Annotated in this window: 17 protein-coding genes and 1 tRNA gene; 12 read left to right on the forward strand and 6 right to left on the reverse strand. The window is 68.2% G+C overall.

Annotated features, from left to right (window positions below; translation table 11 throughout):
* The first annotated feature begins 75 nt into the window (after positions 1-75).
* From birA to CRO39_RS09010, 8 genes are all read left to right on the forward strand, one after another.
* Positions 76-1,059 carry a bifunctional biotin--[acetyl-CoA-carboxylase] ligase/biotin operon repressor BirA gene (gene birA / locus CRO39_RS08975; RefSeq protein ID WP_162125934.1) on the forward strand — a complete coding sequence of 328 codons (984 nt, stop codon included), beginning with the start codon at positions 76-78 and terminating at the stop codon, positions 1,057-1,059.
* On the forward strand, positions 1,056-1,811 hold the full coding sequence (locus CRO39_RS08980) for a type III pantothenate kinase (protein WP_097121549.1): 756 nt from the start codon (positions 1,056-1,058) through the stop codon (positions 1,809-1,811). Before birA ends, CRO39_RS08980 begins: the two co-directional genes overlap by 4 nt.
* 49 nt (positions 1,812-1,860) lie before the next feature.
* Positions 1,861-2,619 carry an SPOR domain-containing protein gene (locus CRO39_RS08985; protein WP_097121550.1) on the forward strand — a complete coding sequence of 253 codons (759 nt, stop codon included), beginning with the start codon at positions 1,861-1,863 and terminating at the stop codon, positions 2,617-2,619.
* Positions 2,620-2,656: 37 nt separating this feature from the next.
* Positions 2,657-2,732, forward strand: a tRNA-Thr gene (locus CRO39_RS08990).
* 156 nt (positions 2,733-2,888) lie between these two features.
* Positions 2,889-3,812, forward strand: coding sequence for an arginase (rocF, locus tag CRO39_RS08995; protein ID WP_097121551.1), 924 nt, complete (start codon positions 2,889-2,891; stop codon positions 3,810-3,812).
* Between the two features lie 134 nt (positions 3,813-3,946).
* The gene (locus CRO39_RS09000; RefSeq protein WP_097121552.1) at positions 3,947-4,099 is read left to right on the forward strand and encodes an entericidin A/B family lipoprotein; all 153 of its coding nucleotides are present in this window, start codon (positions 3,947-3,949) and stop codon (positions 4,097-4,099) included.
* Between the two features lie 193 nt (positions 4,100-4,292).
* Complete coding sequence (locus CRO39_RS09005) at positions 4,293-4,427, forward strand: entericidin A/B family lipoprotein (protein ID WP_097121553.1); 135 nt, start codon at positions 4,293-4,295, stop codon at positions 4,425-4,427.
* Between the two features lie 190 nt (positions 4,428-4,617).
* The gene (locus CRO39_RS09010; RefSeq protein ID WP_097121554.1) at positions 4,618-4,836 is read left to right on the forward strand and encodes a CsbD family protein; all 219 of its coding nucleotides are present in this window, start codon (positions 4,618-4,620) and stop codon (positions 4,834-4,836) included.
* 89 nt (positions 4,837-4,925) lie between these two features.
* Here CRO39_RS09010 and CRO39_RS09015 read toward each other — a convergent pair whose 3' ends face one another.
* On the reverse strand, positions 4,926-5,738 hold the full coding sequence (locus CRO39_RS09015) for a hypothetical protein (protein WP_097121555.1): 813 nt from the start codon (positions 5,736-5,738) through the stop codon (positions 4,926-4,928).
* A gap of 208 nt (positions 5,739-5,946) precedes the next feature.
* On the opposite strand from CRO39_RS09015, the gene CRO39_RS09020 reads away from it, so the two are divergent.
* From CRO39_RS09020 to CRO39_RS09035, 4 genes are all read left to right on the forward strand, one after another.
* On the forward strand, positions 5,947-7,242 hold the full coding sequence (locus CRO39_RS09020) for a tryptophan--tRNA ligase (protein WP_097121556.1): 1,296 nt from the start codon (positions 5,947-5,949) through the stop codon (positions 7,240-7,242).
* Positions 7,243-7,245: 3 nt separating this feature from the next.
* Positions 7,246-7,545, forward strand: coding sequence for a hypothetical protein (locus CRO39_RS09025; RefSeq protein WP_097121557.1), 300 nt, complete (start codon positions 7,246-7,248; stop codon positions 7,543-7,545).
* 298 nt (positions 7,546-7,843) lie between these two features.
* Positions 7,844-8,773 (forward strand): MBL fold metallo-hydrolase, encoded by a 930-nt coding sequence (locus CRO39_RS09030; RefSeq protein WP_097121558.1) that lies wholly within the window; start codon positions 7,844-7,846, stop codon positions 8,771-8,773.
* Between the two features lie 197 nt (positions 8,774-8,970).
* Entirely contained in the window at positions 8,971-10,617 is a 1,647-nt protein-coding gene (locus tag CRO39_RS09035) for a M28 family metallopeptidase (RefSeq protein WP_238394721.1), read from the forward strand.
* A gap of 213 nt (positions 10,618-10,830) precedes the next feature.
* On the opposite strand, the gene CRO39_RS09040 is transcribed toward CRO39_RS09035, so the two are convergent.
* The 5 genes from CRO39_RS09040 to CRO39_RS09060 form a co-directional block, all read right to left on the reverse strand.
* On the reverse strand, positions 10,831-11,217 hold the full coding sequence (locus CRO39_RS09040) for a VOC family protein (protein WP_097121647.1): 387 nt from the start codon (positions 11,215-11,217) through the stop codon (positions 10,831-10,833).
* A gap of 186 nt (positions 11,218-11,403) precedes the next feature.
* On the reverse strand, positions 11,404-12,852 hold the full coding sequence (locus CRO39_RS09045; RefSeq protein ID WP_097121559.1) for a dihydrolipoamide acetyltransferase family protein: 1,449 nt from the start codon (positions 12,850-12,852) through the stop codon (positions 11,404-11,406).
* 115 nt (positions 12,853-12,967) lie between these two features.
* Positions 12,968-13,951 carry an alpha-ketoacid dehydrogenase subunit beta gene (locus CRO39_RS09050; RefSeq protein WP_097121560.1) on the reverse strand — a complete coding sequence of 328 codons (984 nt, stop codon included), beginning with the start codon at positions 13,949-13,951 and terminating at the stop codon, positions 12,968-12,970.
* A gap of 91 nt (positions 13,952-14,042) precedes the next feature.
* Positions 14,043-15,122: a pyruvate dehydrogenase (acetyl-transferring) E1 component subunit alpha gene (gene pdhA, locus CRO39_RS09055; protein WP_097121561.1), complete on the reverse strand. Its 1,080-nt coding sequence runs from the start codon at positions 15,120-15,122 to the stop codon at positions 14,043-14,045.
* A 189-nt stretch (positions 15,123-15,311) separates the two neighbouring features.
* On the reverse strand, positions 15,312-18,896 hold the full coding sequence (locus CRO39_RS09060) for a lamin tail domain-containing protein (RefSeq protein ID WP_097121562.1): 3,585 nt from the start codon (positions 18,894-18,896) through the stop codon (positions 15,312-15,314).
* Positions 18,897-18,907 lie beyond the last annotated feature (11 nt).

The following is an 18,907-nucleotide window of genomic DNA, read 5'->3' on the forward strand; positions in this document are numbered from 1 at the left end:
GCCCATGGCGGCTTCCCGCGGCCCACGCTGGGCCGGCCGCAACCAGGCCAGCTTGCGCCGGCGGTGCCGCCGCCGATGAGCAGGGCAGCGATGGGCAATGACCGCGAGCTGCTGCAGCGGCTGATCGCCGGCCCGGTATCCGGCGATGCGCTGGCGCGCGCGGGCGGCCAGACCCGGGCCGCGGTGTGGAAGCGCATCCAGGCCCTGCGCGACGCCGGCATCGCCATCGACGCGCGGCCCGGCCGCGGCTATGCCCTGAGCGAACCGGTGGAACTGCTGGATGCCGCGCGCATCGAGGAAGAACTGCCGGCCCGGCTGCGCCCGCAGATCGCAACGCTGGAATGCGCCTGGGCGCTGGATTCGACCAACAGCGAACTGTTGCGGCGGCCCACACCGGCACAGGGCGTGGCGGCTCTGATGGCCGAACAGCAAACCGGTGGCCGCGGCCGCCGCGGGCGTACCTGGGCCTCGCCGTTGGCCGGCAACCTTTACCTGTCGCTGGCGCGGCAGTTCTCCGGCGGACTGGCGAGGCTGGGCGGATTGAGCCTGGTCGCCGGTGTCGCGGCGGCCGAAGCGTTGCAGGCGCAGGGCGTCGCTGCGGTGCGGCTCAAATGGCCCAACGATCTGGTCGTGGCCGACCGCAAGCTGGGTGGACTGCTGATCGAAGGCGGCGGCGAACACGGCGGCCCGGTGCGGGCGGTGATCGGTCTGGGCTTGAACGTGCGCATGCCATCGACCGCCGCTGCCGCGATCGCGCAGCCGTGGGTCGACATTGCCGCGCTGACTGCGTTGCCGCCTTCGCGCAATCGCATCGCGGCGGCGGTGCTGGAGCACCTGCTGCCGGCGCTGGCGCTGTTCGATCGCGAAGGGCTGGCGCCGTTCCTGCCGCGTTTTGCCGCGCTGGATGCGTTGGCCGGCCGCCAGGTCCGGGTAATCTCGGAACAGCAGCACCGCTCCGGCATCGCCGAGGGCATTGCTGAAGATGGCGCCTTGCGGGTGCGCATCGATGGCATCGTGCAGTCGGTGCATGCCGGGGAAATCAGCGTGAGGGCGCAATGAGCCACTGGTTGTTCGACTTGGGAAACACCCGGCTCAAGTGCGCGCGGATGCGGCACGGCGGCGGGTTGGAAGAGGCCACCGCCTTCGGCCACGACCAGGCGGCATTCGTCGATGCGCTGCGCCGGCATCTGGACGCCCACCAGGCGTCCGGTTCGGCATGCCTGGCCAGCGTGGCGTCGCCGGCGCTGAGCGCCGGCGTGCTGGAGGTGCTGACCGCACGATTCCAGCGGATTTCCGTCGCCCGCACCCAACCGCGGTTCGCCGGCGTCCGCATCGCCTACGCGGAGCCGGCGCGGCTGGGCGTGGACCGCTTTCTTGCGCTGGTGGCCGCGCATGCGCGGGCGGCCCGGCCGCAGCTGATCGTCGGCGTCGGCACTGCGGTGACCGTGGATCTGCTGGACGCCGATGGCCGCCACCTGGGGGGACGCATCGCCCCTTCGCCGCGCTTGATGCGCGAAGCGCTGCAGCGCGCGGCGGCGCAGCTGCCTGCACAGGGTGGCCGGTACCGGGAATTCGCCGACGACACCGAAGACGCGCTGGCCTCGGGCTGCGACGGTGCGGCGGTGGCATTGATCGAACGCAGCCGCGACCGGGCCGCATCGCTACTGGGGCAGGTGCCGGCGTTGCTGCTGCATGGCGGCGGCGCCGACGCGTTGTCGCCGCATCTGCCCGATGCCGATTCTGCGCCATCGCTGGTGCTGGAGGGGCTGGCGCAATGGGCGCTGGCCGGTATTCCCGGCCCGCGGCGGTAGTGGGTCTCGCGCCCCACCCAAAGTTCATAACACGCTCTAGAATCGCCGCATGCTGATTCGCGTCCTGATCGTCCTGCTGGCCGTTTTGAACCTGGGCGTCGCGCTGTGGTGGATGACCCGGCCGGCACCGTTGCCGCCGCAACCTCCTGCGCTGCCGTCCGGCGTGGCGCAACTGCAGCTTGTCCAGGACCCGGCGCCGGAGCCGGAGCCGGAGCCGGCCGCGCCTGGGCGACCCGTTGTCCCCGTCCCCGCCGTTGCCGACAGCACTCCAACCGCGGCTGCCGAACCGGTATCCACGGCCGGTTCGCCGGCCGCAGCGGCGGTGCTACCGCCTGCGCCGCCGCCAGCGCAGTGCTTCAGCCTGGGGCCGTTCGCCGAGGCCGGTCTGGCCGTCGCCGCCGCAGAACGTCTGAAGGGTCACGTCCAGGTCGCCAAACCGCGGACGCTGCCGGCTGCCGGCGCCAGCGGCTACCGCGTACTGATGCCGGCCGCGGAAAGCCGTGAAGCCGCACAGGCCGTCGCGCAACGGATTGGCGCGGCCGGTTTCGACGATTTCCTGGTCATCAACAATGGCGAGGAAGCCAACAGCATCGCCCTGGGCCGCTACCGCAGCCGCGAAGCCGCGCTGCGCCGGCAGGAGTCGCTGCGCGCTGCCGGTTTTGCGGCGCAGTTGCTGCCGATTGGCCGCGACGCGGCGCCCCAATGGTGGCTGGACGTCGCGCTGGACGGGTCCGCAGACGCCGCGCAACTGCGCCGGTTGGCTGCGAGCGCGCAATCGGTGCCGCTGGATTGCGCGCGGCTGCGGTAGAATCCGCAGCGGGCGGCCTGAAGCGTTCGCCCATCTTGCCGGCATAGCTCAGTTGGTAGAGCAACTGATTTGTAATCAGTAGGTCGCGGGTTCGATTCCTGCTGCCGGCACCACCGCTTTGATCCCGCCTGCGGCTCTGGGGAACGCCCTGGCAGCGCTCAATGCCGGAGGTTCTGCGCCGTCGCGCCGCCGCCGCTGTTGCGCTGCCACAGGCCGGAAACGCAAACCCGTCTAGACTCATCGCCCCGAAACAAAGCATGTGGTGGCCGATGAGCCGAATATTTCCGCCTGTATCCCTGATTGGCGTGCCGACCGATGTCGGTGCCGGCCACCGTGGCGCACGGATGGGGCCGGATGCCTTGCGTATCGCCGGCCTGGGCGAAGCGCTGGCGGCGCGCGGGGTGGACGTGGTCGATGTCGGCAATGTCGAGGGGCCGCGCAACCCATGGACCGATCCGGTCGCCGGCTACCGCCACCTGGACGAAGTGGTCGCATGGAACCGCGCATTGATGGAAGCCACCGGCGCCGAGCTGGGCAAGGGCCGGTTGCCGATCATGCTGGGCGGCGACCATTGCCTGGCGATCGGCTCGATCACCGCCATCGCCCGCCATTGCCGCGAAACCGGCAAGCGGCTGCGGGTGCTGTGGCTGGACGCGCACTCGGATTTCAACACCAGCCAGGTCACGCCGTCCGGCAACATCCACGGCATGCCGGTGGCGTGCCTGTGCGGCATCGGTCCGGACGAACTGACCAGGCTGGGCGGCGACGCGCCCGCCATCACCCCGGCGATGGTGCGCCAGATCGGCATCCGTTCGGTGGATCCGGAAGAGAAGAAGCTCATCAAGGATCACGCCATCGACGTCTACGACATGCGCTACATCGATGAGGTCGGCATGAAACGGACGATGGAGGCGGCGCTGGAAGGCGTCGGCGAGGACACCCACCTGCATGTCAGTTTCGATGTCGATTTCCTCGACCCCAGCATTGCGCCGGGCGTGGGCACGACCGTACCGGGCGGGCCGAACTACCGCGAGGCGCAACTGGTGATGGAGATGATTGCCGACAGCGGCCGCATGGGCTCGCTGGACATCGTCGAACTGAACCCGGTGCTGGATCGCCGCAACCGTACCGCCAAGCTGACCGTGGACCTGGTGGAAAGCCTGTTCGGCAAGTCCACCCTGATGCGCGACTGATTGGAAACTGAACGGCGCCGCGCGGACTTCACCCGCCTTGAACGGCCCGACCAGCTAAGGTCGACTCAAGCCGCAATCGGGCGCCCCCTGGCGCCGCACCCGGATTGCCGCCCAATCATCATGAGGAGGCGAACATGAAACGTTTGATGGCGATGCTGTTGGTGGCGCTGTTTTCCACTGCCGTGCTGTCCGGCTGCAACACGATGGCCGGCGCCGGCAAGGACGTCCAGAAGGTCGGCGAAAAGGTCGAGGACAAGGCGGAGGACTGCAAGGACGGCAAGTGCTGACCACCGGTTGCTTTTGAACCGGACGTTCCCGCCGGGGACGCAGCGAAAGGGCCGGTCTACGGCCCTTTCGCGCGTCTGCCGAATGGTCAGCCGGCGTGCAGCATGGTCTAATCAGACTCGTATTCAGGGGGAAACGCGCCGGTTGCCGGCCTCTTCCCTGGTACCGATAACCCATGCATGAAGGAGTCGCGTGATGAAGCGCCTGATGTCATTGTTGTTGATCGCTGCGTTGTCCATGGCCGTGCTTTCCGGTTGCAATACCGTCAGCGGTTTCGGCAAGGACGTGCAGAAAGTCGGCGAGAAGGTCGAAGACGCGTCGGGCAAGTGATTCGCAGCCGCGATGCATCGCCAGCGCAAAGGCCGGGAAACCGGCCTTTGCGCTTTTCCGGGTGCGGTTGGGCCATGCCGATTCAGCCTGCCCTAATGCCGCGTTGACGGTGGCGCGACGGCCGCTGAACGCGGACGGGAGGACACTTGCGCACGCGGCATCTGTTGCCGCGACAGCACGAGGTAACGCCATGAACCAGGACATCATTGCCGGCAACTGGAAGCAGCTCAAGGGCAAGATTCAGGCCAAGTGGGGCGATCTGACCGACGACGACTTCAAGGTGGCGCAAGGCAACGCCGAATACCTGGAAGGCCGCCTGCGGGAACGCTATGGATGGGATCGCGACCATGCCCATACCGAGGTGCAGGACTTCGAGCGCAGCCTGCGCTCGGAAATGAAGAAGAACTAGGGCCGGGCTTGCCCTGACCGCATCGTTCATCCGGACTCAACGGGCCGCCTCCGCGGCCCGTTGCCGTTCCTGCGCTCGCCCCCGCGGATTCAGCGATAGCCGCCCGGCGGGTCGGCGACGAAGCCGCCGGGAAAGGCATCCGGCCGGTCGTGGAAGCGGAAATGGCGATAGCGATGCGGTATCACGCCCAGCGCCACCAGCCGATGATGGGCGTCGTAGCGCAACTGGGTGATCTGGCTCGGGCTGCGGGTCGCGCGCACGAATCCGGTCTGGCCCACCGGGGACCATTCCCGTTGGCCATGTCCGGTACCGATGCTCTGCCGCCCGAGCGACTTTTCGGCGATGGCGTCGGTGGCGGCGGGAGCGGTAGCGCTGCGCTCGTTCTGCTGGCGCCGACCGTCCTCGCCGCCGCGGGCTATTGGCGGCGGCGAAGGCGGGTAATGGTAATGGCGCGGGCGCGCTTCCTCGAACACCGCCACACCGATCACGCCGACGTTGTCCGGCCGGCCGGTTCGCGCCGCATAGCTGTCGCCCAGGTCGGTGAAGACGAACTGCGCCACATCGCTCAGCGATTTGCGCCAGCCGGTGATTTCCGCGCTTTCCCACGGCCCCAGCACGTAGCCGGCCTGGCCGGGATCGGCGGTCTGGCCGGTGATCGCGTTGACGCCGTCCACCGACAGCACCACCAGCACGCGCTGTCCGCTGGTGTTGGTCAGACGCACGGCGTAGCGGTGGCCGGGGCGCCCGGCCACCCAGGTATCGCGCCGGTGCGGGTATTGCGGCAGCCATTGGCCGCTGTCGCGGTCGACCACCGCGACATCGACCAGCGGCCCGGCGGAGGCTGGTCCGGCTGCGGCAAGCGCCAGCAGAATGGCGGCCATCGACAGGATCGTGCGGAACATGGTGGCGTCTCCTCAGGGAAGTTGGCGATGGAAACGCGCCGGCGGCGGCAGCGGGGTTGAACCTGACAGCGGTTAAACTTGCGGCGTTCAGGCTTTCCGGTCCTGCCCAAGGCGGAAAAGTTCCGAATGAGCCGTCGTCCCGGCTTGCTCCGCATCCGGCGGCCCGAGCGCCGCCGTAACCAAACCGAATCCGTCCAGAGCTTCTTGAATGACCACCCGCGTTCTTACAGGCATCACCACTTCCGGCACCCCGCACCTGGGCAACTACGTGGGCGCGATCCGCCCGGCGGTGGCCGCCAGCCACCGCGACGGCGTGGAGAGCTTCTACTTCCTGGCCGACTACCATGCGCTGATCAAGGTGCAGGATCCGGCCCGCGTGCAGCGCTCGACGCTGGAAATCGCCGCCACCTGGCTGGCCTGCGGGTTGGAGCCGGACAAGGTGTGGTTCTACCGGCAGAGCGATATCCCGGAGATTCCGGAGCTGACCTGGCTGCTGACCTGCGTGGCCGGCAAGGGCATCCTCAACCGCGCCCATGCCTACAAGGCGGCGGTGGACAAGAACCGCGCCGACGGCGAGGACGATGACGCCGGCATCAGCGCGGGGCTTTTCATGTACCCGGTGCTGATGGCCGCCGACATCCTGATCTTCAACGCCAACCAGGTGCCGGTGGGGCGCGACCAGATCCAGCACATCGAAATGGCGCGCGACTTCGGCCAGCGTTTCAACCACCTGTTCGGCAAGGACTACTTCAGCTTGCCGGAAGTGGTGATCGAGGAGCATGTCGCCACGCTGCCCGGCCTGGACGGGCGCAAGATGAGCAAGAGCTACGACAACACCATCCCGCTGTTCGCCCCGCGCAACGAGCTGAAGAAGCTGATCGCCGCCATCGTCACCGATTCGCGCGCGCCGGGCGAAGCCAAGGATGCCGATGCCTCGCACGTCTTCCAGCTGTACCGCGCATTCGCCTCGGCCGAGGAAACCGCTGCGATGCGCCAGGCTTTTGCCGAGGGCATCGGTTGGGGCGACGCAAAGCAGCAGCTGTTCGAGCGCATCGATGCCGAAGTGGCGCCGTTGCGCGAAAAGTACGAAGCGCTGATTGCCAGGCCGGCCGAAATCGAAGGCATCCTGCGCGACGGCGCGCAGCGCCTGCGCGCGAAGTACGCGGTCCCGTTCATCGCCGAGCTGCGCAATGCGGTGGGCCTGCGCGACCTGGGGCAGCGCAGCGAATCGGTGGTCGCCGAATCGGCCAAGGCATCGCTGCCGCAGTTCAAGCAGTACCGGGAAAAAGCCGATGGGCGTTTCTACTTCAAGCTGCTCGATGGCGAAGGCGAACTGCTGATACAGAGCGAAGGGTTCGATTCGCCTAAGGATGCCGGCCAGCTGATCGCGGTGCTGAAGCAGGTCGACAGCGCCGATGCGATGGAGACGCCGGAGATCGTCCTGCACGCGCCGGCCGTACAGGTGCTGGAGGCGCTGACGCGGCTGCGCGAGGCCGAGGCCTGAGTCGTGCCGTATCTGGCGCTCGTGCTGTTTCTGCCGTGGTTCCTGTTGCTGGGCACGCTGTTCTGGTCGTTTCCCCGTCAGCCGCGCGGCCGCCAGCGCCGCGTCTTCGACACGCTGGCGCTGCTGGTCGCGTTTGCGCTGAGCGTTGCGGGCATGTCCTGGGGCTATGCGCTTGGCGCGCTGGACGCCGGCAGCGGCGCCATCTGGCGGCAGGTGCTGGCCAGCTTGGTCGCCTACGGCGCCTTCCTGATGGCAATGACGGTAGCGGTGCCTTTGCGGACCTGGTGGCTGGGGCGGCGTTGATCAGCAGAGCTGTCCTGTAGGAGCGACGCCGATCGCGATGGCGCCCCGATAGCCGCCCAGGCACGCACGATGAAGTGCGCGCCGAAGCGCGTCCGGATGGCGAACTTACCGGCTTCCCTGTTGTCCGGATTTCCAGTCGCGACTTGACCGGCCATTCGGCTGTTGAGAGCCATCGCTCCGACGACAGGAAGCGAGCGATTCGAAATGGGCGGATTTGCGACTAAAGCCCAAGCGTGGACGCGGCAGCAGGCCGGTAGAATCGGCACTCCATGGCCGATTGCCGCAAACCTGCAAGCGTATGGACGATCACGGCATCCACACCATCGACACCGCGTTCCACCGCGACCGCTTCGATGCCGCCTATCTGATCGTCGAGAACGGCCGTGGCGCATTCGTCGACTGCGGAACTTCCCATTCGGTGCCGCGGCTGCTCGCCGCGCTGGCGGCGGCGGGTCTGTCGCCGGCGGCGATCGACTGGCTGCTGGTCACCCATGTCCATCTGGACCATGCCGGCGGCGCCGGCGCACTGATGGCGCAACTGCCGAATGCCAGGCTGGTGGTGCATCCGCGCGGCGCCCAGCACATGATCGATCCGGCGCGGCTGATCGCCGGAGCTACCGCGGTCTACGGCGAGGAGGAGATGGGCCGCAGCTATGGCGAGATCCTGCCGGTGCCCGAATCGCGCGTGGTGATTGCCGAAGACGGCCACCGGCTGTCGCTGGCCGGGCGCGAGTTGCTGTGCATCGATACGCCCGGCCATGCCAGGCATCACTACTGCGTCTGGGATGCGCGCAGCCGTAGCTGGTTCACCGGCGACACCTTCGGACTGTCCTACCGCGAACTGGACAGCGCACGCGGCGCGTTCGTCATTCCAACCAGTTCGCCGGTGCAGTTCGAACCCGAAGCGCTGAAGGCTTCGATCGGACGGATGCTGGCCTATGCGCCACAGAAGATGCACCTGACCCACTACGGCGCGGTCGGGAATGCGGACAAGCTGGCGCTGGACCTGTACGAGCAGATAGACGCCATGGTCGCCATTGCGCGCAACTGCGACGGGCTGGCCGACCGCCATCGCTGCCTGGTTGCGGCGCTGGCCGCGCTGTACCTGGAACGGGCGCGCGCGCACGGTTGCGCTCTGGACGATGCCGGCGTGCAGCGGGTGCTGGAGATGGATATCGAGCTCAACGCGCAAGGCCTGGCGTGCTGGCTGGATCGCGACCGGCGCTGAGCGCGCAAGCTGTCGCGTGGATTTTTCAGGCGCCGAGCAAGGCGCTAGCGCGGGCTGACGCGGTTTGGCGTTGTGTCCGGCTCATCCGATTCTACCTGTGTCGGATGCTCCTGCCGTTGTGGCCGCAAACGATCTGCGCCACCCTGTCGGCGTCGGGGGTGTCGTAGACTCGGGTTTGGTCGATCCGGAGCTTCGCTGTGAAAAAGAGTCCCCTGCTTCTTGCATTGCTGCCGTTGGCGTTCGCATCGGTGGATGCGGCCGAACTGCCCGGCGGCGGCATCAGCGCCGAGCAGTTGTCCCGGCATGTGCGCATGCTGGCCTCCGACGCGTTCGAGGGGCGCGAACCGGCTTCGGCCGGCGAAGACAGGACAGTGGCCTATCTGAGCGAGGAACTGCGCAAGGCTGGCGTGCAGCCGGGCGGCGACAATGGCGGCTGGACCCAGGCGGTGCCGCTGGTGCGCGCGCAGGTCGCAGGTCCGGTCAGTGCGCAATTGCGGATCGCAGGAAAGACGCAACCGCTGGCCAACGGCGATGACGTGGTGTTGCAGACGCTGCAGCCGGTGGAAAAGGTGACGGTGCAGGACGCGCCGCTGGTATTCGTCGGCTACGGCATCGATGCGCCCGAGCGCGGCTGGGACGATTACAAGGGCGTGGACCTGGCCGGCAGGATCGCGGTGGTGCTGGTCAACGATCCGGATTTCGAAACCGAGCCCGGCGACTTCGACGGCCGCGGCATGACCTATTACGGCCGCTGGACCTACAAATACGAGGAACTGGCGCGCAAGGGCGCACTGGGCGTGCTGATCGTCCACGAAACGGCGCCGGCTGCCTATGGCTGGGCGACGGTGCGCGCGTCGGGGCTGTCGCCGGTGTTCGATATCGAACGCGCCGATGCCGCGAGCTACCACACCCACCTGCGCGGCTGGATGCAGCGGGAGCTGGCGGTGTCGCTGTTCGAACGTGCCGGGCTGGACTTCGAGGCCGAAAAGAAGAAGGCGCAGGGCAGGGATTTCGAGCCGGTGGCTTTGGGCGATGCCGCGCTGTCGGCTTCTTTCCAGGTCAAGCGCGAACAGGTGATCAGCCGCAATGTGGTCGGGCGCCTCGAAGGTGCGCAGCGACCACAGGAAACGGTGATCTATTCGGCGCACTGGGACGCGTTCGGAAAGGGCGAGCCGGATGCCGAGGGCGATCGCATCCGCCATGGCGCGGTAGACAACGCCACCGGCGTGGCCGCGGTGCTGGAACTGGCGCGGGTGTACGCCGCCGGGCCGCGGCCGCAGCGCTCGCTGCTGTTCATCGCCTTGACCGCCGAAGAGAAGGGGCTGCTGGGCGCCACCCATTACGCCGCGCATCCGCTGGCGCCGCTGGAAACCACCGCGGCGGTGATCAACGTGGAGATGCTGAGCCCGGACGGACCGACCCGCGATATCGCTTCCTGGGGCAAGGGCCGGGTATCGCTGGAGCAGGCGTTGGCAGACGCCGCCGCCGCGCGCGGCCGCACTTACTCGCCGGATCCGAATCTGGAGGCCGGCTTCTTCTATCGCGCCGATCATTTCGCCTTTGCCCGCATGGGGGTACCGGCGCTGACCGTTGGCGCAGGCCTGGACCGTGTGCAGGGCGGGGTGGAAAGCGGACGCGCGCTGCGCGACACCTATTTCGCCAACTGCTACCACCAACCCTGCGATGCGTGGAAACCGGACTGGGATGCCAGCGGGCAGGCGCAGGATGTCACCTTGCTGTACGACCTGGGCCATGGCATCGCCAACAGCAGCCAGTGGCCGCAGTGGCAGGATGGCTCGGAGTTCAAGGCGGCGCGCGATGCCAGCGCGGACGCGCGGGAGTAGGTTGCCGTTCTTTCCCGGTTGTGGGAGCGACGTCAGTCGCGACTGCGCGCCGGTAGCCATTCGGCGTCGGCAATGAAGAGCGCTGCGCTGCGTCTGACTGGCGGAGAGGTGGGCATAGATCGCGATTCCCGAAGAGCAATCGCGACCGACACCGCTCCCGCAGGACAGGTGGTTGAACGATCCGAGCCGGCCGCAATGGCGGAGACGAAGCGGTTATTCCCAACGATTGGGTTCGCCGCGGGCGCTGTTCTCGTTCATCGGCACCACGCAGAAGCGGTGGCCGGTCGGCGCCTGCATGACCCACCAGCGGCCGCGTACGCACTCGATGCGCTGGGCGCCGAGCTTCTCCAGCCTGGCGACTTCGGCTTCGACATCGTCGGCCTCGATATCCAGGTGCACGCGCGAGGGGTGCGAGACCTTCTGCACTTCGATGTGCATGCCGCCGGGGCCGTCTTCGAGCATGTCGTAGATGCCCAGGCCGCCGTCGTCGGCGCTGGTGACTTTCAGGCCCAGCGCCTGGCTCCAGAATGCCGAAGCGGCGGAAAGATCGTCGGTCTGACTGTCGATGATGAAACCGGCAAGGCGGCTGCGGTGGGCCATGGCGAACTCCGTCAGCGGGGACTGCCAGGATTGTAGCGCGGCGGAAGGCAACGGCTTGGCGCCATCGCAGGGATGGCGCCAAGCCGATCGCTCCGCCGGCCAACGCGCCGCTGACATTCCCATGTCGAACCTCGCTTGTTGAAAAAAGCGAAGCGCGGTACGGAGGTGTGAAACAGCCGCGGTATGTCAGCCGGCCAGCGCCAGGTCGTCGATCAACGCCTTCAAAAAGCGCGCCGCTTCGCCGCCGGTGCAGGCACGGTGATCGAAGGTCACCGACAACGGCACGATCTTGTGCGATTCGAAGCCGCCCATCACCGGCGTGACCTGGTGGCGGGCGCGGCCGGCGGCAACGATGGCCACGCACGGCGGCACCACTACCGGGGTGGCGTAGCGGCCGGCGAACATGCCGAAGTTGGACAGCGAGATCGTGTAGCCGCTCAGCTCCGAGGCCGGGATGCTGCGGTCCTCTACCTGCGCGCGCAGCCGGTTGACGCCTTCGCGCACGCCACGCGCATCCAGGATGTCGGCATTGCGCAGCGCAGGCACGAACAGGCCGTCGTCGGTGTCCACCGCGATGCCGATGTCGACCTGCGGATGCAGCGTGCGGGTCAGCTTGTCGCCGTCGAACCAGGCGTTCATTGCCGGCACCGCCTGGCAGGCGCGCACGATGGCGCGGATCAGCCGCACGGTGACGTCGTTGCCCGGCTGCCAGGCTTGGATATCGGCATCGTCGCTGAGCGTGGTCGGCACGACCTTGGCGTGCGCATCGGCCATCACGCGCGCCATGTTGCGGCGCACGCCCTTGAGCTGTTCCGGTTGGCCGACCACCGACACGCCGGGCGGTTGCGTGCGCATCGGTTTGCCGCTGGCGGAGAGGGCGGTGCGTTCGTTCGGTTGCCTTCCCGCGCTGGCGAGAGCAGCGCCTGCGGACGAAGCGGGTGAAGCCTCACCGCCTGCGCGGCTGGCGCCTTGCGCTTGCGGCGGAAACGAGCCCATTCTTGCGCTGCCATCGGCCGCCGCCTGCTTGACGTCGGCCATCGTCACCGCGCCGTCGGCGCCGGTGGCGCGCACGCGGCTCAGGTCCACGCCGAGCTTCTTCGCGGTCGCGCGCACCGCCGGCATCGCCTTGACGCCGCCGACGGCGATCGCCTGTTCGGCGTGCACGGCATTGGAGCTCTGCATCGCGCCGACGACCGTGCCGGCGTCTCCGCGCTGGTTTTCGGCATCGTGGCCGCCATCGGCTTCCGACGGCGCCGGACGTGCTGGAAGCTGGCCGCCATCATCGCTGGCCACAACCTTGCCGGACGTCCCGGCAGCTGTCGCGCCGGCGCCGGCCGGCGGACCATGATGGTGGCCGGTGTCCTGGCCTTCGGCGCGCTGCGGCAGATTGGGATCCGGTTCGAACACCGCCAGCATGCTGCCGGTCACGACCACGTCGCCGGCATCGCCGGCCAGCTTCAACACCTTGCCGGACACCGGCGAGGGCACTTCGACCACCGCCTTGGCCGTTTCCATCGATACCAGCGGCTCGTCGAGACGGATCACGTCGCCTTCCTTGACGAACCATTCGACGATGGTCGCGTCCGGGAGGCCTTCGCCCAGGTCGGGCAGGTGGAATGTCTTGCTGTCGCTCATAAGAAAAGCCGGGAATGGGGAATGGGGAATCGAGAATGGGGAAACGGGAGTAGGAATTAAGTACTGCGGGAGGTTGCTACGATTCCCGATTCTCCATTCCCTATTCCCGGCCGCTTTACGCGCCAACGGCGCGTAAAGCGGCGGCGACGATCTTGTCCACGCTGGGCAAGTACTTCATTTCCAGCCGGAACAGCGGGATGTGGGTGTCGTAGCCGGTGACGCGTTCGACCGGCGCCAGCAGGTCGTACATCGAATGCTCGGCCAGGCGCGCGGCGATCTCGGCGCCGAAGCCGGCGGTGCGCGCGGCCTCGTGCACGATCACGCAGCGGCCGGTCTTGCTCACCGATTCGGCAATGGTGTCGAAGTCCAGCGGCTTCAGCGTGGCCACGTCGATCACTTCGGCGCTGATGCCCTCGGCGGCCAGCTTGTCGGCCGCTTCCAGCGTTTCCTTGACCTGCGCGCCCCAGGTCACCAGGGTCACGTCGGTGCCGTCGCGCAGCACGAAGCAGACATCCAGCGGCAGCGCCTCGCCATCGTCGGCCACCACTTCCTTGTACTGGCGGTAGATGCGCTTGGGCTCGTAGTAGATCACCGGATCCGGATCGCGGATCGCCGCCAGCAGCAGGCCATAGGCGCGCTGCGGCGAGGACGGCATCACCACGCGCAGGCCGGGTACGTTGGTGAAGATGGATTCGTTGGCTTCGCTGTGGTGTTCCGGCGCGCGGATGCCGCCGCCCCACGGCACCCGCAGTACCATCGGGCAGTGCAGGCGGCCGCGGGTGCGCGAGCGCATGCGCGCGGCGTGGCAGATGATGTGGTCGACCATCGGGTAGACGAAACCGTCGAACTGCGCCTCGGCCACCGGCTTCATGCCCTGCGCGGCCAGGCCGACGGTCAGGCCGGCGATGGTGGTTTCGTCGAGCGGGGTATCCAGCACACGCTCGGCGCCGAAGCGCTGCTGCAGGCCGGCGGTGGCACGGAACACGCCACCGTTGACGCCGACGTCCTCGCCCAGCACCAGCACCGAATCGTCGTGCTTCAGTTCCCAGGCCAGCGCCTGGGTGATGGCTTCGATCAAGGTAATCGGGGTATCGGTCATCGCTGCGCCTCCATTTGCGGGTGCCGGAATGTCCTGCGATGCGGGCGCAGTACGGGTGGCCGGGTTGTGTTCGGCGGTGACGGCGTCATGCTTATCCATGGCGGCCCTCCGCGGCAATGGCGGCGGCGCGCTGGGCCAGCAGTTCCGGCGGCGGATCCGCGTACAGGTAGTCGAACATCGCCTCGACCGGTTGCACCGGCGTGTTGAGGTAGGCATTGACCTCCACGTCCACGCGCGCGCCGCACTCTTCCTTCCACTTGGCTTCTTCGGCCTCGCTCCACAATCCTTGCGCGGTCAGCCAGATGCGCAGGCGGGTGATCGGATCGCGTTCCCAGGCGGCCTTGACCTCGGCATCGTCGCGGTAGCGGCGGGCGTCGTCGGCGGTGGTGTGGTCGGACAGGCGGTAGGTGACGAATTCCAGCACGGTGCCGCCGTAGCCCTTGCGTGCGCGTTCGCTGGCCTGGCGCATCGCTTCCAGCACCGCGATCAGGTCGTTGCCGTCCACCTGCAGGCAGTGCAGGCCGCCGGCCAGGCCTTTCTGCGCCAGCGTCTGCGCGCCGGTCTGCGCGCTGCGCGGAACCGAAATGGCCCAGCCGTTGTTGATCACGCACAGCACCAGCGGCAGCTCGTAGGCGCCGGCCGAGTTCAGCGCGGCGTAGAAGTCGGTCTTGGAAGAACCGCCATCGCCGCAGGTGCTGACCGCGATGCGCGGCTGCTTGCGCAGCTTGAACGACAGCGCCGCCCCGGCCGCATGCAGGCACTGGGTGGAAATGGGCACGCACCAGGCGAAATCGTGCGGGGCATGCTCGAACGCGTTGCCGCGCTCGTCGCCGCCCCAGTACAGCAATACTTCGCGCGGCTGCACGCCGCGCATGAACTGCGCGCCGTACTCGCGGTAGCTGGGCGCGAACACGTCTTCCGGGCGCATCGATGCACCGATGCCGACGTGGGTGGCCTCGTGGCCCAGGCAGGACGCATAGGTGCCCAGCTTGCCGGTGCGCTGCAGCGCGATGGCCTTGGTGTCGAAGGTGCGCACGAACAGCATCTGCTTGAACAGCTCCAGCAGCCGCGCGGTATCGCGCCCGGCCTCGGGCAGATCGTCGCGGACGAGCGTGCCGTCCGGACCCAGGTATTGCAGGAACTCGATTTCGAACTTGGCGGCGATGGTCATCGCAACGGCACCTTCAAAGGGGGATCGCAACAGGATAGACGCGCTATGTTAAGGAGCCGGCAGCCCAACGCCGTCCTGCACCGCAACAATGAACGCTTGGATCGAGGCAAGAAAAAACGCGGCCGGAGCCGCGTTTCTTCCTGTCGCAACAAGCGCTTGCGGGTCATTCCGCCCATCCCGGAACGCGTTTCAGCAGCCCCAGAATCCGCAGGCGATGCGGGTGGCGAATGCGGCCTGGTTGTCGGTGGCATCGCTGTCGGGCGTGGCCGAACGCACCGCCGCATTCACCTGGATCCGGCCGCCGTCCGGTGCCGGGATGGCATTGGCGCGCAACGTGAACTGCGCGCTGGCTCCCGGTGTCAGCGCACCCGCCAGGGTGCAGCGGAAGCGCGCCTGGTGCAGGCCGCCCTGCGCCAGCTTCTGGCATTGCCAGCCGCTGGCGCCCTGCAGCGAAGACAGCAGCTTCCAGGTATTGCTGTCCACTTCCAGCACCGGCCGCTGCGCGGCAACCGTGCCCAGGTTGCGCACGCTGATGCGGTAGTCGGCGCTGAGCGCGTAGAACGGCAGCGTGGCGGGGCCGTCGATGCGCACGCTCAGGTTGGCCTGCGCCGGCGCCACCACGGTCACCGCGACCACATCGGTGTTGTTGTCCTGGTTGCCGTCCGGCGTTTGCGAAGCCACCGATGCTGCCAACTGCACGACGCTGCCGGCAGCAATGGCGTCGCTGGGCACGCTGACGCTGAAGCTTTGCGCAGCGCCGGCGGCAAAGTGCGCCACCGTGCAGACGATGCGCGTGCTGGTGGTGACCTGCGGCGGCGCGCAGTTCCAGCCCGGTGCCGCGGCGACCGCCGCGGTGAGCGGCCGGTTCAGCAGCAACGCCACCGCCGCCGACTCGGCCGCATCCGGGCCGCGGTTTTCCACGTCGACGGTGAAGACGATCGGCTGCCCGGGCATCACCTCGTTGGCCGCCGCATGCGCGGCCAGGCCCAGGTCGGCGACCCGCAGCGACTTGAGCTTCAGCAGCACCACGGTCGGGTCGTGGTCGGACAGGCGTAGCGGGCTGTCGGCCTGGTTGCGGGCGATTTGCGGGAAATCCGCATTGACCCGCGCATGGCTGACCGCAACATTCGCAATCTGCGGCGATTGCATCAGCGCGCGGTTGGCCAGGATGTGGTCCAGCGACTGCACGTTGCCGTCGTAGGCGTAGGAGTAGCTCTGGTCCGGCGACGCCATCAGGGTCAGGTTGTACAGATCCGGGTCGACCAGATCCGCGCCATCGCCGGCGACCACGGTCTGCGCATCCGGCGAGGGCAGGCCGGTGACGGTGCCCAGCGCATCGACATAGCCGTCGTTGAACTCGAACGCGTTGAAGTCGCCCATCAGCAGCAGCTTCTCCGACGGGTCTGCCAACTGCCGCGCCTGCACCAGCTCGGCCAGGAACTTCGCCTGCGCCTGGCGCTTGGCGCGGATGCGCTCGCCGCTGGCGGTGTCGGCCTCGGCGCCGTTGAGCGAACGCTGGTGCACGACGATGGCGGTCAGCGGCAGGCTGCGGCCATCGGCAAAATGCACCACTGCCTTCAGCAGCAGCGGCGGACGGTCGTTGAGCAGGCTGGTGGCGCCGCCCGGTTCGACCCAGGTGGTGGCCTTGCCGTGCTGGACGACCGACAGCACCTCCACGCGCGGGCGATCCGCGCCGACGGCAGCGGTCTTGACCAGGAAGCCGACGTCGATCCCGCCGACATCGTTGCCTTCCTGCAGATAGGCCACGTACTGCGGATTGGGCTGGCCGGCGGCGACCGCATCGGCATTGATGCGGTCGGCCAGGGTCTGCAGCACGCTCTGGCTTTCGACTTCCACCGCGCCCAGGATGTCGGGCAGGTGCAGGTAGTCGCGCACCGTCAGCGAGGCCTTGCCCAGGCGCATCTGGTAGGCGGCCGGGGTCAGCACCGGCTCGCCGATGGCCGGGTCGTTCTGGTCGTCGAAGAAACGTTCCATGTTGTAGGTGGCCAGGCTGACGTCGTCGGCCTGCGGCGCCAGCGCCGGTTTGGGCTGATCGGCGCCGTCGCAATCCACGGCCAGTTCGCTTTCCGGGTACAGCGTATAGCGGCGGAAGCTGTAGTCCAGCGGGCCGGTCACCGCGCCGATGCGGCAGCCGGCCGCCACGTCCACGCGCGGGCCGCCCAGGCCGGCACTGCCGACCGCGATGACCTGCGGGTTGGTGTTCCAGCGTGGCACGTCGGCCGGGCTGCCGGCCGGCAGCGGATCCGGCTGCTGCACGCCGGGTTTGCGCCAGGCGCGCGGCACCCCGGCGACCACGGCATGGAACACGCCGTTGCTGGTGCCGGTGGCGCTGCTTTCGTTGACGTTGCCCAGGGTGGGCGTGTTGACCACCAGGCCGGCAGCGGTCACCCGCATGCCTTCCAGCCGTTCCAGCTGATCGTAGTCGCCCTCCGGGTCCGGGAAGCTCGGGCTCAGCGCCACCGGCGCCGGCAACGCATGGCCGCTGGACTGCAGCAACACGTTCACGCTGCCGCCGATTTCGGTCAGCGGCGGCTGGGTCGGGTCCGCGCTGGGCACGTATTCGACCACGCTGCCGCGCACCCGCACATGGTTGCCGACCGCGGCGGCGGCCGGCGGTTCGCTGCCGGTGTAGACATAGATGCCTTCGGACGTGCGCGCATCGCTGTCGGCCTCGGCATCGGGCGTCTGCAGAAAGAAGCCGGCGCTGCGCCGCGCGGTGACGATGCCGCTGGTGGCGACCACCTGCCCGGCCAGCGGCGAGACATTGCCCGGGCCCTGGATGGCATGGATCGGGATCAGGTTGAAGTCGTCGTTGAGGATGGTGCCGGTGGCCTGCAGCGTACCGGGCAGCGCGCCGCTGACATCGGTCACGTCGAGGAAGAAGGTTTCGTCCGGTTCGTTGGCGGTATCGCCCAGCACCTGCACGCTGACGCTCAGGCTGGTCTGGCCTTCGGCGATACTGTGGCGGGCGCTGGCCAGCGCCTGGTAGTCGCTGCCGGCCGTCGCGCTGCCGTCGCGGGTGGCGATATCGAAACTGACGCCGCCGGCGCCGGCGGGCATGTTCAGGCTCAGGAAGAACACGAATGCCTTGCTGCCGCTGTCGCCTTCGGCCAGGGCCACGTCGGAGACGGTCAACACCGGTTGTCCGCCGCCGCCGCAGACCAGCGCGCTGCTGGCGCTGTTGCGCGGCGCCGGCGTAGCGGTGGCGAAATCGGCGCCGTTGTTGTCGGTATCCCGGCAGCCATTGTCGGCGCGCAGCACCGCCAGCGTATTGCTGGGCGCGGCGGTAGGGCTGCTGCCTTCGGCGCAGCTGGCGCTGCCGCCGTAGCCGACGAAGTCGACATTGCCGGTGGGGCAGGTGCCGCTCAGTGCGCTGCCGGTATTGCTCAACGCGACCTTGCCGGCGGTGCCGCTCATCGCGATGGTGCCGGTGGCGTCGGGCGTGGGCAGATCCACCGTGCCGCCGGCACCGTCGGCCTGCTTGACCAGATAGTAGCCGCCCGGGCCGATGCTGCCGGACAGCGGCGTGACCTGCCAGCTGCTGCCGGCGGCCGAGGCGTACTGCAGCGACCAGCCGTCCAGGCTGACCGTGCCGGTGCCATTGTTGTGCAGTTCGACAAAGTCGCTGCGCCAGGTGGCGCCGCTGTTGCCGCCGCCGCCGTAGACCTGGCTGATCACCACCTGCGCCAGGGCAGGGCCGGAAACGAACAACGCCAACAGCAATACCGCAGTTCTGAACCGCAACGACTTCATCGCTATCTCCC

It is taken from the genome of Pseudoxanthomonas wuyuanensis, assembly GCF_900215535.1.
Taxonomy (GTDB): Bacteria; Pseudomonadota; Gammaproteobacteria; order Xanthomonadales; family Xanthomonadaceae; genus Pseudoxanthomonas_A; species Pseudoxanthomonas_A wuyuanensis.